At 32.5% G+C, this 15,950-nt stretch carries 15 protein-coding genes and 1 pseudogene; 10 read left to right on the top strand and 6 right to left on the bottom strand.

Translation table 11 applies throughout. The features are described from left to right. The 4 genes and pseudogenes from ABD011_RS14050 to mscL all read right to left on the bottom strand — a co-directional run. Positions 1-1,519, bottom strand: a pseudogene (locus ABD011_RS14050) (hypothetical protein); the annotation flags it as partial. 271 nt (positions 1,520-1,790) lie between these two features. Continuing rightward, positions 1,791-3,197 (bottom strand): MATE family efflux transporter, encoded by a 1,407-nt coding sequence (locus tag ABD011_RS14045; RefSeq protein WP_343799245.1) that lies wholly within the window; start codon positions 3,195-3,197, stop codon positions 1,791-1,793. Between the two features lie 147 nt (positions 3,198-3,344). After that, positions 3,345-3,944 (bottom strand): glutathione peroxidase, encoded by a 600-nt coding sequence (locus ABD011_RS14040; protein ID WP_343799243.1) that lies wholly within the window; start codon positions 3,942-3,944, stop codon positions 3,345-3,347. Positions 3,945-4,038: 94 nt separating this feature from the next. After that, positions 4,039-4,488: a large conductance mechanosensitive channel protein MscL gene (gene mscL, locus ABD011_RS14035; protein ID WP_129761642.1), complete on the bottom strand. Its 450-nt coding sequence runs from the start codon at positions 4,486-4,488 to the stop codon at positions 4,039-4,041. 189 nt (positions 4,489-4,677) lie between these two features. Here mscL and ABD011_RS14030 point away from each other — a divergent pair, with 189 nt between their 5' ends. The 3 genes from ABD011_RS14030 (at position 4,678) to ABD011_RS14020 (ending at position 7,535) form a co-directional block, all read left to right on the top strand. Continuing rightward, positions 4,678-5,277: a SatD family protein gene (locus tag ABD011_RS14030; RefSeq protein WP_343799241.1), complete on the top strand. Its 600-nt coding sequence runs from the start codon at positions 4,678-4,680 to the stop codon at positions 5,275-5,277. Beyond that, entirely contained in the window at positions 5,274-5,999 is a 726-nt protein-coding gene (locus ABD011_RS14025) for a DUF3307 domain-containing protein (RefSeq protein WP_343799239.1), read from the top strand. Before ABD011_RS14030 ends, ABD011_RS14025 begins: the two co-directional genes overlap by 4 nt. A gap of 156 nt (positions 6,000-6,155) precedes the next feature. After that, on the top strand, positions 6,156-7,535 hold the full coding sequence (locus ABD011_RS14020) for a hypothetical protein (RefSeq protein WP_343799237.1): 1,380 nt from the start codon (positions 6,156-6,158) through the stop codon (positions 7,533-7,535). Between the two features lie 6 nt (positions 7,536-7,541). Here the strand turns inward: ABD011_RS14020 and ccsA are convergent, their stop codons facing one another. Both ccsA and ABD011_RS14010 read right to left on the bottom strand, forming a co-directional pair. Further along, positions 7,542-10,733, bottom strand: coding sequence for a cytochrome c biogenesis protein CcsA (gene ccsA, locus ABD011_RS14015; protein WP_343799235.1), 3,192 nt, complete (start codon positions 10,731-10,733; stop codon positions 7,542-7,544). Between the two features lie 70 nt (positions 10,734-10,803). Then, positions 10,804-11,217, bottom strand: coding sequence for a group III truncated hemoglobin (locus ABD011_RS14010; RefSeq protein WP_343799233.1), 414 nt, complete (start codon positions 11,215-11,217; stop codon positions 10,804-10,806). A 59-nt stretch (positions 11,218-11,276) separates the two neighbouring features. Between ABD011_RS14010 and ABD011_RS14005 the strand changes: the two genes are divergently transcribed. The 7 genes from ABD011_RS14005 (at position 11,277) to ABD011_RS13975 (ending at position 15,923) form a co-directional block, all read left to right on the top strand. After that, positions 11,277-12,044 carry a Rossmann-like and DUF2520 domain-containing protein gene (locus ABD011_RS14005; protein WP_343799231.1) on the top strand — a complete coding sequence of 256 codons (768 nt, stop codon included), beginning with the start codon at positions 11,277-11,279 and terminating at the stop codon, positions 12,042-12,044. Beyond that, positions 12,025-12,555 (top strand): KdsC family phosphatase, encoded by a 531-nt coding sequence (locus ABD011_RS14000; protein ID WP_129761648.1) that lies wholly within the window; start codon positions 12,025-12,027, stop codon positions 12,553-12,555. Before ABD011_RS14005 ends, ABD011_RS14000 begins: the two co-directional genes overlap by 20 nt. A 59-nt stretch (positions 12,556-12,614) precedes the next feature. Beyond that, complete coding sequence (locus tag ABD011_RS13995; RefSeq protein WP_343799228.1) at positions 12,615-13,529, top strand: geranylgeranylglycerol-phosphate geranylgeranyltransferase; 915 nt, start codon at positions 12,615-12,617, stop codon at positions 13,527-13,529. Next, entirely contained in the window at positions 13,529-14,119 is a 591-nt protein-coding gene (locus ABD011_RS13990) for a Maf-like protein (RefSeq protein ID WP_343799226.1), read from the top strand. Before ABD011_RS13995 ends, ABD011_RS13990 begins: the two co-directional genes overlap by 1 nt. Positions 14,120-14,169: 50 nt before the next feature. Next, entirely contained in the window at positions 14,170-14,712 is a 543-nt protein-coding gene (locus tag ABD011_RS13985; RefSeq protein ID WP_131509063.1) for a mechanosensitive ion channel domain-containing protein, read from the top strand. Positions 14,713-15,008: 296 nt separating this feature from the next. Beyond that, the gene (locus ABD011_RS13980) at positions 15,009-15,227 is read left to right on the top strand and encodes a hypothetical protein (RefSeq protein WP_343799223.1); all 219 of its coding nucleotides are present in this window, start codon (positions 15,009-15,011) and stop codon (positions 15,225-15,227) included. Between the two features lie 39 nt (positions 15,228-15,266). Continuing rightward, positions 15,267-15,923 (top strand): hypothetical protein, encoded by a 657-nt coding sequence (locus tag ABD011_RS13975; RefSeq protein WP_343799221.1) that lies wholly within the window; start codon positions 15,267-15,269, stop codon positions 15,921-15,923. The last annotated feature ends 27 nt before the right edge of the window (positions 15,924-15,950 follow it).

Genomic DNA, 15,950 nt, shown 5'->3' with positions numbered 1-15,950 from the left:
TTCCTGAAGCATCTAGTTGTATTGTGGTGTCTTGACAAACTGCTGTTGGTGCTGTGTTGTCCTCTACTGTTACTGTTGCACTACAAGTCGATACGTTTCCGTTATTGTCTGTTACTGTTAACGTTACTGTGTTGGCTCCTACATTAGAACAGTCAAAACTCGTTTGGTCTAATGACATACTTGCTATTCCGCAAGCATCGTTTGATCCATTGTCTATATCTGAAGTCGTGATGCTTCCGTTTCCTGAGGCGTCTAATACAACTGTTGCATTCTGACAAATTGCTATTGGTGCTGTGTTATCCTCTACTGTTACTGTTGCACTACAGGTCGATACGTTTCCGTTATTGTCTGTTACTGTTAACATTACTGTGTTGGCTCCTATATTGGAACAGTCAAAACTCGTTTGGTCTAATGACATACTTGCTATTCCGCAAGCATCGTTTGATCCATTATCTATATCTGAAGTCGTGATGCTTCCGTTTCCTGAAGCATCTAGTTGTATTGTGGTGTCTTGACAAACTGCTGTTGGTGCTGTGTTGTCCTCTACTGTTACTGTTGCACTACAAGTCGATACGTTTCCGTTATTGTCTGTTACTGTTAACGTTACTGTGTTAGCACCTATATTAGAACAGTCAAAACTCGTTTGGTCTAATGACATACTTGCTATTCCGCAAGCATCGTTTGATCCATTGTCTATATCTGAAGTCGTGATGCTTCCGTTTCCTGAGGCGTCTAATACAACTGTTGCATTCTGACAAACTGCTGTTGGTGCTGTGTTATCCTGAACAGTTACTGTTGCACTACAGGTCGATACGTTTCCGTTATTGTCTGTTACTGTTAACGTTACTGTGTTGGCTCCTACATCGGAACAGTCAAAACTCGTTTGGTCTAATGACATACTTGCTATTCCAAAATCATCTGTACTGCCTCCATCTACATTAGCAGCTGAAATAGAAACATTACCAGAGCTATCAAGTTGAGCAATATAATTTGCACAAATAGCACTAGGAGGATCATCTACTCTAAAGCTAGCGCTAAAATTGGCTCCTCCATCATTAATAGTATGCGGAAATGGATTTGGCACACCGCCAACGGTAAAATCTGCTGTTGTATAAACTTCAATTGTGTAATCAATACCAGATGTTAAACCTGCTAAAATATTAATATTAGCATTGTTTGTAGTCCAATATTGATTATCTCCAGACCCTGAGCAAGCAGCTCCAAAAAAGTTCTGTACATTTGAACTTAAATCTATAGAAACAAAAGCACCTGAAGGACTACCTGTTGGATATATTCTATAATTCAAATACCCAGATGTAACATCATCTGTACCACATTTATAAATATTGTTTTGTCCTCCACTTAAAACAAACGAATCAGTACTTTGAAAAGTTCCTAAATTTGTTCCATTGAAATCAAAATTTGCAGTTTGGGTGTGCGGGTTTAAATCATAATAATTATTACCCGATCCACTATCTATGATAACATAACTTTCATAAATACCTGACTGGGACTTCACGTTTTGACATATGAAGGTAAAGAAGAAAAGTAAAGCTAATTTTAAGTATCTTTTTCTCATAAATCTGTTGTTAATTAGAAAAAATAACAAGCAGCACTATCAGAGGGAAGAAATGATGCTAATAGTTTAAATACTACCAAATTAAATTTAATGGTAGGCAGTAAAAATATCTTTACTCCCTGGTTTTTAAGAATTTAATCGATAAAACGCAAAAAACAACTTCCAACGTTGGTTTTCAAGCAATTATCAATAATTAAAATTAGCTTCACAGCTATACTTTAACAAGTTTCCACTTGCCTTTTTTAAACCAGATAATTCCTATAATTGCTATTAAAACTTCGGCAGCTGTAATGGATGCAAAAACGCCTATTGGTCCAAAATCTAAAGTAATTGCCGTGAGGTAAGCAAATGGTAATTGAAACAACCAAAAACAAACAAAATTGATATAAGTTGGTGTTTTGGTATCTCCTGCTCCATTAAATGATTGGATTACCACCATACCATATGCGTAAAATATATAACCAGCTGCCAAAACACGTAAACATAGACTACCATATTTTACAACATCAGGCTGCGTATTGAATAATTCAATGATATGAGTAGCAAATACTAAATAAACAAGAGACACTAAGCCCATAAAATAAGCTGTATAGCGTCCTGTTTTCCAAACGGATTGTTCTGCTCTATCAGGTTTTTGAGCTCCAAGGTTTTGACCTACCAATGTAGCAGCAGCATTACTCATTCCCCAAGCAGGCATTAGTGTAAACATCATTACACGAATAGCAATGGTATAGCCTGCTAAAACTTCGCTACCAAATTCGCTCATAATTCGCATTAAAAACACCCAACTAGATGTACCTATTAAGAATTGACCAATTCCACCAAGAGAGACTTTTATAAGGTTGAACATGACACCTATTCGTACGACTAAATCCTTAATACCAATCTTAATTTTGCTATAACCATAAAATAAGATTACTAGTTGAAATAATACTGCTGTCCCTCTTCCTATTGTGGTTGCTATTGCTGCTCCTTCTACTCCAAAAGCAGGAATTGGCCCAAAACCAAAAATAAACATAGGGTCTAGGATAATGTTTAATCCGTTAGAGAGAATTAATGTCCACATGGCTACAGAGGCGTTTCCTGCTCCTCTAAAAATGGCATTAATAAGAAACAATAACATAATGGTTATGTTACCTCCTAACAAAACTTGAGTATAACCATAACCTTCAGCAATGAGATCTGGTTCTGCTCCCATAAGTTGTAAAATTTCTTTAGGATACAGAATTCCAATACCACTAATAAGTATTGATACTGCTATACCAAGAATAATGACTTGAACCGCAGCTTGCGAAGCGCCTTTTATATCTTTTTCACCAACACGTCTTGCTACAACTGCTGTGGCTGCCATACTTAATCCTATAGCTACTGCATACACTAAGGTAATAACCGATTCAGTTAAACCAATAGTAGCTACTGCATTGACACTTACTTTAGAGACATACAAAATATCTACCAAAGCAAAAATAGACTCCATGAGCATTTCAAGAATCATTGGAATTGATAACATGAAAACTGCTCTTCGAATACTGCCTGAGGTAAATTCTTGTTCTTTACCTGTTACAGCTATTTTAAAATATTTAAGGAATTGTTTAAGGGTAATTTTGTTTGATTGCATTTTTAATACTTTTAAATGTAAAAACTAGTCTAAGCCATTTAAGTTTAGACAAATTAAAAGCCGAAAAAGAACTTCAGCGTTATCCTGTTTTTAAATTTATGCAATCATAATACAGCAAATATGCACAAAATTTTTGAAACTACAACCCTATTTTGACTCAATCCAGCTAATTACAGACTCGTCTGTTGGTAATGTTCTAGGGGAAATAACCTTTGCTAAATGTCCGTTTTCGTCGATAAGATATTTTTGAAAGTTCCAAGCAACTTCAGAATCTTCCAACCCATTTTTAGACTTTTCAGTTAAAAACGTATACACTTCGTGCATGTCATCTCCTTTTACTGAAATCTTACCCATCATAGGAAATGTTACGCCATAATTTTGTTTACAAAACGATGCAATTTCAGTATTGGTTCCTGGTTCCTGTCCTCCAAAATTGTTTGCAGGAAACCCTACAATTGTAAAGTTTTTATCTTTAAATGTTTCATACAACTCTTGTAGCTGCTCGTATTGTGGCGTTAAACCACACTCACTTGCTGTATTAACAACCATAATTTTTTTTCCTTTTAAAGTTGAAAAATCAAAATCGTCTCCATAAAGATCTTTTACTGTAAATTGATAGATGTTTTCTTTTTCCATTTTAGTTTCTGATGTTTCTAAACTAGTTGATGCTACTTCGTTTGTTGTTTCTTTTTTTTCTTTACAATTACAAACTATAACCGCAAAAATTAGTAATGCTATCTTTTTCAAAAGTTCAAATTTTTAGTAATTAATGTTGACCGTTTAAGTTAACTCTCTTTTTTTCTATAAAGGTAAAGTTTTTTCTAGTTTCAAGAATCAACACCTAGTCTTTTAACCTAGATTTTAACAGCTTGTTTTGTTCTTCCATTAAAGCAGTCAAGTTTGTTAACAGTTCAATATCCTTAGGAGTTGCAACTGTTTTATCATTAGTGTCATGCGATTTGTTTCTTAATCGGTTTAAGAACTTAACTACCACAAACACCGTAAAACCTATAATAAGAAAATCTAAAAATGCTTCACCAAAAGCACCATAGCCAATAGCAACCTCATCGGTTATTATAGTTCCTGAAGTATCCTTAACTGCTTCTTTTAATATGATGCTTTTATTCTGAAAATTAATTCCGCCAGAAAGCAATGATAATGGTGGCATAAATACTTTCTTCACCAAAACATCTATAACTTTATTAAACGATGCTCCTATAATGATTCCTATAGCCATATCCATCATATTGCCTTTTACAGCAAACTCTTTAAACTCTTTTATAATCTTCATTTATCTTAAATTTTAAATACTGACCGCTAAGATAATTAGATATGGTTTTACTTTTATCTATATCTTTTCAAAAACAGATAATTTATATTATCTGATAATTAGCAGATATTTTAAATTATCCTATATTTAGCAGATAATTTTGTTTTTCTGATTAAAAAATCATAGATTTGATTATAGACATTGAAAAAAATGACAAGTATTTTAACAGGTGATATTATAAATTCTAGAGAGAGCGCACCAAATGAATGGTTAACTGCACTTAAAGAGACTTTGAGCACTTACGGAAAACAGCCAGTAGCTTGGGAAATATACAGAGGTGATAGTTTTCAACTAGAAGTTGCTCCTGAACAAGCTCTTGAAGCTGCAACTTTAATAAAAGCCACTATAAAAACTTTTAAAGCTATTGATGTTAGAATTGCTATTGGTTTAGGCGAAAAAACATATACTTCGGATAAAATAACAGAATCTAATGGTAGTGCATTTATTAATTCAGGTGAATGTTTTGAAACTATGAAAAATAGTACGCTTGCGTTAAAATCTGAACATGAAGATTTTGATACTACCCTAAACCTTATGTTAGAGCTTGCTCAATTAACCATGAATAGTTGGAGCCCTACGTCTTCTAAAATTATTAAAGCATCACTCAACAATCCAGAACTGAACCAAAAGCAGATTGCTAAATTGCTAGGTAAGTCGCAAAGTAATATTAGCGAAGGGCTTAAACGTGGTGGATTTGATGAAATTTCAAAAATGCTAACCTATTATAAAACCCAAGTTAAAACACTATGATATCTTTATTTATAAAACTAGTACTTGCTCATATTGTTGGAGACTTTTTGCTACAACCAGAAAAATGGGTAAAGCACAAAGAAGAATTTAAACACAAATCCAAATACTTGTATTGGCATATCCTAGTACACTTAATTGCGTTGGTTATTGTATTTCAATTCAATTTTAAATATTGGCTAGGACTATTGATAGTATTAATAAGCCATTATGGTATAGATGTGATAAAACTAAACCTAAAAAATAAACTGAATACGCGCTTACTGTTTGGGTTAGATCAATTGGCACACCTTATAGTAATTGCATTGGTTGTAAACATTTATGAACCTTACAGCATAAACACAGACAGCTTTTTCACTAGTCAATTTTTATTGTTTGTTACAGGTTTGTTAGGTGTTACTGTGGTTTCATCGGTAATTATGAAAACACTAATTTCTAAATGGCAACTAGAAGAAGACCTTAAAGGTGAGTCTTTAGAAAATGCAGGAGCATACATAGGCATGCTCGAGCGCTTGTTTGTTTTTGCCTTTATAGTAATGAATTATTGGGAAGGCATTGGGTTTTTAATTGCTGCCAAATCTGTTTTCAGGTTTGGAGATCTTTCAAAAGCTAAAGACCGAAAACTTACCGAATATATCCTTATTGGAACGCTTCTTAGTTTTGGGCTTGCTATTGCGTTTGGTATGGCTTATAAGTATGTGATGACATTGATAACAGCAGCATAAAGCACACTAAAACAACCTCTTAAATAATTACTTTTTTAGTTACCATCATAAATTCAACAAGATAAACCTAAAACAAAAACCATATAATATCATTTTTTTTAAGTAACTTAGACTTACATTTATTATACTGGGCAACAACTACTTATAATTAATATTATGAGAACTAATGTATTAAAAGCCTCACTTACCCTACTTAGTCTAATAATTCCTTATTTTACTTTATCTCAAACCATTTCTGGTTGTGATTTCTTTCCAGATCAAGAAACGGTAACTTACACCTATACTGAACCTAGTGCTTTTGGCATCACAAACAATGAAGTAACTTATGAGTTTCAAGGCAACAAAACCATAAACGGTAAAACATATAAAGCCTATAACAAATATGTAAACGGAATGGTTCCTGAAGTAAACCAAGTACTTTATGTAAGTTGTGCTAACAATAGCTTAATTATGGGCAATGAAATTTATGTCTTCAACAAAGAGTTAATTGGTTATGAGCAAGATATCACTAAAATAATAGACATCTATGCAACACCTATTTATGAAGTCAGCATGGTACCAACAGGTCAATTCTACTTGCCAACCGTTATAAAACCTAACAACTCCATTGGTGAAGTATGGACTGAAAAAAGCGCTATGCATGGACAAATAGTAACCAATAAAAATAGTATACTTGAGAAAGACATAACCGTAGAAGTACAAGGTAGAACTTTTGAGCACGTTTATGTAGTATCGCAAGAAACGTGGTCTGAAAGTGGTATAAATGGTAATCAAAAAATATTGGATGCCAAAATCTATTATGCAAAAGGACTCGGAATGATAAAAACTGAAAAGACAACAACGATTTTTAAAAACACTACTACTACTGAACTATACAACCCAAATGAAAAAGCAGCTTTAATAGCTCAAATTGAACAACTAAAAGATAGTTTGCCTGTAGAATCAGGTTTTAATATAAACATGAAAAATTATGTTGAATCACAAATTTCAGATAAGGATAATTTTTTAAAGGTACTCAAAGAAATACGTAATCAACTAAGAGAAATAAAGAATAATTATCATAACAACCTGAAAGGCAATGAACTAAAAGAAAAAGAATATGAAATTATTAAGAATCATATTTTAGCTAACGAAAAAACCGACAAAAGCCTTTTAGGAACTTGGAAAAAAACAATATATACATCTGATATAAGAAAAGGAACTGTAAAGAAAGAAGAGCATTTAATGTTTGAAATCCTTGAAAATGGCACTATGAGTGGACACCCAGATAACGACCTATTTAAAATTAATGGTGACGATAAATTTATTTATCGTTTAAAAGACAAAAATCATATTGAAATTTTATCTAATTACAATACAAATACAAATACATATCTACATGAGGTATATTATTTTACAATAGAACCATACACTCGTATTGGACCTAAAATTAATATGTCACTCACTTTTACCAACGATAAGAACAAGTACGAAAAGGTTCTGGGTTTTTACAGTACTAATAACATCTATCGTTTTTTTAAATCACAAAAAAATTAAAAGGTATTATTTCTTATAAAACTTCACCCATTTTCTATATGCTAAAACACCTAAAACAGCAACAACACCAACAGCTATTGCAATAATTTTAAAACTAGCTATTTGTTGACCCGATTGATACGAGTGTAATCCTGATAAATAGAAATTTACCCCAAAATAAGTGAATATAATACTTGCTATTGCAATCACCGAAGACAAGTTATAAATGTATCTACTTCTAAGACCTGGAACCAATCGCATGTGAATTACAAAAGCATAAATCATAATACTAATTAAAGCCCAAGTTTCCTTTGGGTCCCAACCCCAATATCTACCCCAACTTTCGTTCGCCCACATACCTCCTAAAAAGTTTCCTATAGTAAGCATTACTAAACCAACTGTTAATGCCATTTCATTAATGATGGTTAGTTCTTTAATATTAAGGTCCATTTTAAGTTTATTCTCTTTAGTTGTAAATACCATTAACAATAAACTTACAACTCCTAAAACCATACCTAAAGTAAAAGGTCCATAACTCGCCACAATAATAGCAACGTGTATCATTAACCAATAACTGTTCAATACAGGTTGAAGGTTAGCGATTGAAGGATCCATCCATTGCCAGTGTGCAATCATTAACAACATAGCTGTTACAAAAGCTGTGGCAGCAATGGTTAAATTACTCTTTCTACCAAAAATTAAACCAAACAACATGGTAGCCCAAGCTACATAAATCATAGATTCATAAGCATCACTCCAAGGTGCATGACCAGAAATGTACCAACGTGCAATAAGTCCTGCTGTGTGAAGCAAAAACAGTAATATAATTACTCCTATAAGACCTTTTACGATATAATCAATCGTCTTGTTTTTGTCTTTAAAAATCTGAACGATCAATAGCACAAATAATACAGTTGAAGCATACATGTACCAACTAAACAACTTTTTGAAGATATCGTATTTATTATATTGTATTTCGGTATGTATCTTATCATCTGAAAGCATGACTTCACTACCAAACTTCTGCTGAGTTTTCTTAATACCATCCAGTACTTGTTCTGCAATAGTATAGTCTCCAGAGGTTTTAGCGTTGTAAACATTCACCAAATAAGCATTAAGTCCATTGTTAATAAAATTAGCATACAACGAATCTTTTATAGTTTCTCTATAGCCTTCTTCTCTAAACTCTATTGGAGAAATCCATTTATTGTTTTCGTCATCTGGTACAGGAAAAATCTTTAACGAGCGTCCTTCAATTGCATTGTATAATAAGTACACTCGTTGTTCAGCTTCTTTAAACTCTTTTTGGTAAGCGTTTAAATCATTTACATTAGTAATTCTATCAAGATAAGGTTGCAGTTTAAAAGCTCCTGTTTCTGTGAAAAAATCGGCTAATGCCGCATAATCTTCTTCCTTTGAAACACCTATTACACTTCTGATAGTATCTGCCTTTCTTGGTTTTAAATAAATTACAGGAACGTTGTACCAAAGCAACGGACTTTCTTGAATTGACAACATTACTTGGTTGGCATCCAAATCTTCGTAAGTATCATGTTTACTTAATTTACGAAGCATCTCAGACGCATAGGTATTCATAGGTTTCATACGTCCACTATAGTCCTGTACAACCATGTGCCCAAACAAATCGGCATGCTCTTTTGGAGCTACATTAGCATGAAGAATAGAATCAATTTGCGCTTTTGTAGGTTTTGAATGATTATGACCATCGTTTTCAGAATGTTCTTGTCCATAACCTAACATTCCAATGCACAGTAAAAGAACCGTTAGTACTTTTGCTTTTTTCTCTTTTACTTTATTAAGCATACGACGTAAATCTCCAAAACGAGAATACTTGCTTACAATAATACCCAACAAACCTAAATACAATAAAAAGTAACCAATATAAGTTATCCAAGTTCCCCAAAAATCGTGGTTTACTGAAAGGATGGTTCCTTTTTCATCTGGGTCAAAACTCGATTGAAAAAAACGATAACCACCATAATTAAGGATGTGGTTCATGTAAATTCTATAATTAAAATTTTCCTTAGCTTCATCAATAACAGTTACTTCACTAGCGTATGATGAATAGTTGTTTTCAGTTCCTGGATAACGTTCAGCAATAAAATCGTTAAGCTTAATACTAAACGGTAGTTCAATACGCTTAGAACCGTATTTTACAGCAATATCCAATCCGCCTACTTTTATTTGTTCAAAAGCATTATCACTACCTTTACCTCCTAGCACTCTTACTCGTTCAGTTTCGCCATTTGCAGTTACTTTTAGCACTAAACCGTCTTCATCACTTTTTAAGATTTCAGGTTTTTTAACCAAATCAAAAACTCCTTTTACAACAGGTTTTGGGAATACCATTTGCATATTACCAATTATATATCTTGAACGTAACATAAGTGGTTGAATAGAGTCTTTCACCAAAGTTCCTGTTTGCCCTGTAGCCATTGTTAAATATTCACCTTCAAAAGGAGACTCAACAGTTAACGAACCATCTTTATATGTAATATTAACTGCTCCTTCTTGAGGCTTGTTTAAAGAAAATAATACATTATGAATACTTTGTACTTGTCCTACCTTTAAAAAGTGATTGTGTGGTTGCCCACCACCAGATTCTACTATTTTAAGATATTCTTCTCCACTCTCGTCAGGTACGATATCTTTTTCAGCACCAGCAATAAATTTTTCAAGCTCAATGCTTACTGGCATTTCATCATAAGTAGTTGAAGCATAAAAACTATTTTTCATTCTTGGAGAAAAATCTACTTCGCTTTCTAAAACCCTACGTTGGTTTTGTCCATTAATTACTAAATCTCCATCAATGTATGTTGTGATATACGTTTTTTGAGATAAAAAGACATTTTCGGTATCGCCTTCGCGAATAGCCATCATGCCTTCATAACTAATATATCGAGTAACAAATGCTCCAATTAATATTAAAATAAATGCTGCATGCAGAATAAAGGTTGCCCATTTTTTCTTTTGTAGTAACTTATACCTGAAAATGTTACCTATAAAATTGATAACAAAAATTACCATAATGGCTTCAAACCACCACGCATTATAAATCAGGTTTCTGGTATATGGCGTTGGTGATGTGTCTTGGCTAGCATCTAAAAAAGTACCAGTAGCCATTGCTACAGCAAAAACAATAAATAAAACAGCAGTAAGTCTAGTAGAAAAAAGGATTTTGGAGAGTATATTTTGCATGATATAAGGACTCTTTTAATAAGTCGTGCAAATTTAAGGCTTTTAGTTTATTTACATATGTTAAAACGTACTAATCTTTTTTATGCTTTTGTCGTTCTTCAAAAATTTTAAGATGTAAAAATGTTCCCATTTTTCGCGCTCTTCTTTTGGCAACATCTGCATACTCACCTACAAATAATTCATCGATAGTTTGATACCACAAATTCAACCAAACTCCAAAATGAAGTTCTGTAATACTATTGTTATTGTCTCTATCAACCTTTACATGAGCTTCCATTGGGTTACCAATGTATTTCTGCTCTAGCTTTCGGGTCATAAATAAACTTGTTTCCCAAAACGTAGTCAACCTATCTAAGTGTTCGTCCCAATCTTTTATAGCAGTATTAAAAATTGGCCCTAAAAGATCATCTTTTCTAACCTTTGTGTAAAATGATGATACAAGTAAGTAAACATCTTCTCTGGTATTTATATCTTTTTTTTCCATTATTACAAAGATAGCTTATAACACTTTTATTTGATGTAATACTTACCTATTTTTACAACATGATTTCTGTTATAATTATTGGTGCAGGCAATGTTGCTTCACATTTTTACAAAACATTTAAAACAGCTGAAACCGTTTCGGTAACACAATGGTACAACAGACGTTTAAATGCAATTGAAACCTATCAAAATGAAGTTGAAATTACCGACGACATTAAAGCGTTAAAACCTGCTGATGTTTACCTCATTGCTGTAAAAGACGATGCAATTTCACATTTATCTTCTCAATTGCCTTTTGAAGATAGATTGGTTGTGCATACCTCTGGAAGTATAGGTGTTCATGACCTAGACAAAAAGCTTAAAAGAGGTGTGTTTTATCCGTTACAAACTTTCACAAAAGATGCTGATGTTGACTTTTCAACAATTCCTTTATGCATAGAAACTATTAACAAAGCTGATTATCAAACTTTAAAAACACTTGGTGAAGCTATAGGTTGTAAAACCTATAAAGTTAATGGTGACCAACGTAAAGCATTACACCTAGCAGCTGTATTTGTAAATAATTTTACCAATCAGCTGTATAGAGTTGCTCATGAAATCACCGAATCTGAAGGTGTAGAATTTGAAATTTTAAAACCTTTAATTACCGAAACAGCTAAAAAAGTGCAAGATATTTCGCCTTACATGGCTCAAACTGGTCCTGCAAAACGCAATGATAAAAAAACAATAAAAAAACATTTAAAATTACTGAATAACGAGCATCATAAAGCTATTTATAAACTCTTAACAGCTTCAATACAAAAAACACATGGAAGACAAAAGCTATAAAGAATACCTAGAACATATTACCACATTTATTTTTGATGTAGATGGTGTATTAACTGATGGCACCATAACCTTAACAACTTCTGGTGAAATGCTAAGAACCATGCATACCAAAGATGGTTTTGCAATGAAAACTGCCATTGATGCTGGATTTAATATTTGCATCATTTCAGGAGGTTCCAACGAAGGCGTTCGTGTGCGTTTAGAAGGTTTGGGTGTTAAAGATGTTTATCTTGGAGCTCACAACAAAATTGAACAACTTAACGAGTTCCTTAACAATAACTCTATTAAAACCGAAAATGTACTATACATGGGTGACGATATTCCTGATTATCCTGTTATGAAATTAGTAGGTTTACCTTGTTGCCCACAAGATGCAGTTCCTGAAATAAAAGGAATTTCAAAATATGTATCTCATAAAAATGGTGGTAAAGGTGCTGTAAGAGACGTTATAGAACAAGTCCTTAAAGTACAAGGAAAATGGAATACCGATTTTAGTGCTAAATACGACTAATTTTTAGTTGGCAGTATGCAGCCATCAATAAAAAATCTAACAACTAACAAAAACATACATTGAATATACTCAACCTCATCCGCTATAAAAACCTTTTAATGATTGCCATAGTGCAGCTATTAATAAAATATGCACTTTTTGAGCCTTTTGGAGTAGCGATAACTCTTAATAGATTTGGGTTTTCTTTATTAGTTATTGCAACGCTTTGTTTAGCTGCTGGCGGAAATATCATCAACGATATTTACGATAAAGAAACTGACGCAATCAACAAACCTGATAAGGTAATTGTTGGTAAAACAGTATCTGAAAAAACAGCCCACAACCTCTTTATCGCATTTAACGTTATTGGTGTAGGTGTTGGGTTCTATTTATCTCATTTAGTAGGAAGAAGCGGATTTTTTGTACTGTTTGTTGGTATTTCAGGACTACTATACCTCTATGCTAGTTATTTTAAACAACTTATTTTAGTTGGCAATCTATTGGTTTCTATATTGGTTGCTTTAAGTATTATTATTGTTGGTCTTTTTGAGCTTTTGCCTGCTATTACTCCAGAAAATCAAGCAACTCAAGTCACGTTTTTTAAAATCCTTTGGGATTATGCGTTGTTTGCGTTTATTATAAACCTACTGCGTGAAATGGTTAAAGACATCGAAGATATTGATGGCGACCATAAAGCAGGAATGAACACATTACCAATAGCACTTGGTCGTGAACGTGCCAAAAAAATTGTGTTTGCTTTATCCTTTGTTCCCATTGCTGCAACAGTATATTATGTTGTTACTTACTTATTTAAGCAACAACTTGTAGTTGGTTACTTTTTACTGTTCATAATTGCTCCACTAATTTATGTGAGCATAAAAATATTTACTGCAGAAACAAAAAAAGACTATCACGCTATCAGTAATATTCTTAAATTAGTAATGCTTTTCGGCATGCTATCATTATTACTATATAAATTCATTTTAATAAATTAATGCTTAACGACTTACTCAAAAACCATAACATCATTTTAGCTTCTGGCTCTCCTAGAAGACAACAATTTTTCAAAGAATTGGGTTTGGATTTTGAAGTACGTTTAAAACCTGTTAAAGAAGAATATCCAAAGCGTTTACAGCATTTTGAAATCAGTGATTACCTATCACAACTTAAGGCTTTACCTTTTAAAGAAGAACTTAAGGATAACGACATTTTAATAACCAGCGACACCATAGTTTGGCATAACAACACAGCTTTAGGAAAACCTAATAGTGATGCTGAAGCGTTTAGCATGATTCAATCTATGAGCAATGCAACACACGAAGTCATCACTTCAATCTGCTTTACGACTCCTACACTTCAAAAAACGGTAAATGCAATTACCAAAGTGACTTTTAAAAGTTTAACCAACGACGAAATTAACTACTATATTAATACCTGTAAACCCTTTGACAAAGCTGGAGCTTATGGCATTCAGGAATGGATAGGACAAGTTGGTATTACTAAAATAGAAGGCTCTTATTTTAATGTGGTTGGGTTACCTACTCACCTACTTTATAAAACACTATATAGTTTAGTTGAAAACTAGTGATTTTATTAGTTTTCTGTTTTACCTTTGTTTAAAGAAACCCTATTCCAATGCTTTTAGAAACTTATAAAAACGAATTAATCCAATCTGCTATTTTAATCGCTATACTATTATTTATACGATTTATTTCTGCAGTAGCAGTACGAAAAATAGGAAAGAAAAGTGGTATTAACGATGCTCGAATTCATCTCATTAACCGTTACGTAACTGCAACTTTATTGATGATTGCAGTACTTATTGAGGCCTTTATTTTTGGTGCAGAGTTTAAAGATATGGCTTTAGTATTTTCTTCTGTGTTTGCTGTAATTGGTATTGGTTTATTTGCAATATGGTCTATTTTAAGCAATATTACTTCAGGTATTATTATGTTTTTCAACTTCCCTTATAAAGTTGGAGATAAAATACAAATCCATGATAAAGATTTTCCTCTGGAAGCGATTATTGAAGACATTGCTGCGTTTCAGTTACATTTAAGGTTAGATAATGGCGACTTAGTGACTTACCCAAACAACCTTATCTTGCAAAAACCTGTAACATTGGTTAAAAAAGATGCCATTGACGATTTTCTTGATGATGGATCAGATGCGTTATAAACTTGAAACAGTTCAAACTAAATAAAAAAGAGGTTTTTTGGTTGATAGGAACAACACTATTTGTTCTTATTATAAACCTACTCATTTTTGGGTTTGAAGGGTTGACAAATAATTCTACTCTAAATTTAAACATTCACGATACTTACTTAGTAATTGAAAACACTCAATTCATTTTGTTTTGCAGCTATATAATATTCTTTGGAGCATATTTAGTAAGGGTACTACGTAGGAAATTCAATAATTTAGTTGCAAATCTAATCTTGATAATCTCTACTATACTTTTAGTTTTAGTTCTAATGGAACTAATTTCTATACTAGAGCTATTAAACCAACAATCATCAAGTTGGACAGTGTACCCTCCTTTAAGCGACCAAGAAATTGAACCAGAAGTAAAACCTAAAGAAAATGGTTTACTCTTAATATCAAACATACTTTTTGGCATCCAAATACTATTATTAATTTTTATAGGCTATTGCGGATTTAAGACTGGACAAAATTATAAACTGAATAAATAAAACCTTAAATAAAGATTACCAACTCTTCCAAATCAAACTATGGAAATCTATAAAAAAGAAGTTGAAAAGTTAATTGAATTGAGAAAGAATGATACCTTCTTGAATCACTTGTGGAATGTGCTGACGCGAGATATTAGAACAATAGGTGAAATTAGCAAAGATGAAATAAAAATTTGGAAACAAAATAGTTGGAATACAACTTTCTATCCTGTTTTTAAATTTCAGTTTAACTCAAAAAATCACCTAATTAAAATTTCAGACAAATTAAATCCAATTGGCAAAACTTTAATTGGACTTTTAATATTTGGTTTTCTATACTTTGTATTTCCAGAAAATCTAACTGAATTTAACTTTATAGGGAATTGGCCAATAATAATATTTTTAGCTGTATTCGTTTCACTCTTTACATTCTTTGCACGAATGATTTACAGGTTTGAAAAGCAAAATCAACTTGACGAAATTTACGAACTATTGGATATGGAAATTGAAGAAAGGAAAATTGAGAAAGAATGGTCTACTAAAAACACTCTAATTCGTTTATTTACTTATCCATTTTGTTTATTTTTAATTGGACTCAATGTCTTTCTAATAATTCCTAATGGAGGTTACCTATTAGCAATTGGAATATTTGGGTTTGTTGGATTTTATTTAATAGCGGATTTAAAAATGATATTTAAAAAGAATAAACATGAATAACGGATGAAAACCTATAAATACTAAAAC

Source organism: Gaetbulibacter jejuensis (assembly GCF_039524015.1).
Classification (GTDB): Bacteria; Bacteroidota; Bacteroidia; order Flavobacteriales; family Flavobacteriaceae; genus Gaetbulibacter_B; species Gaetbulibacter_B jejuensis.
This window is presented reverse-complemented; position numbering and strand designations above follow the sequence as displayed.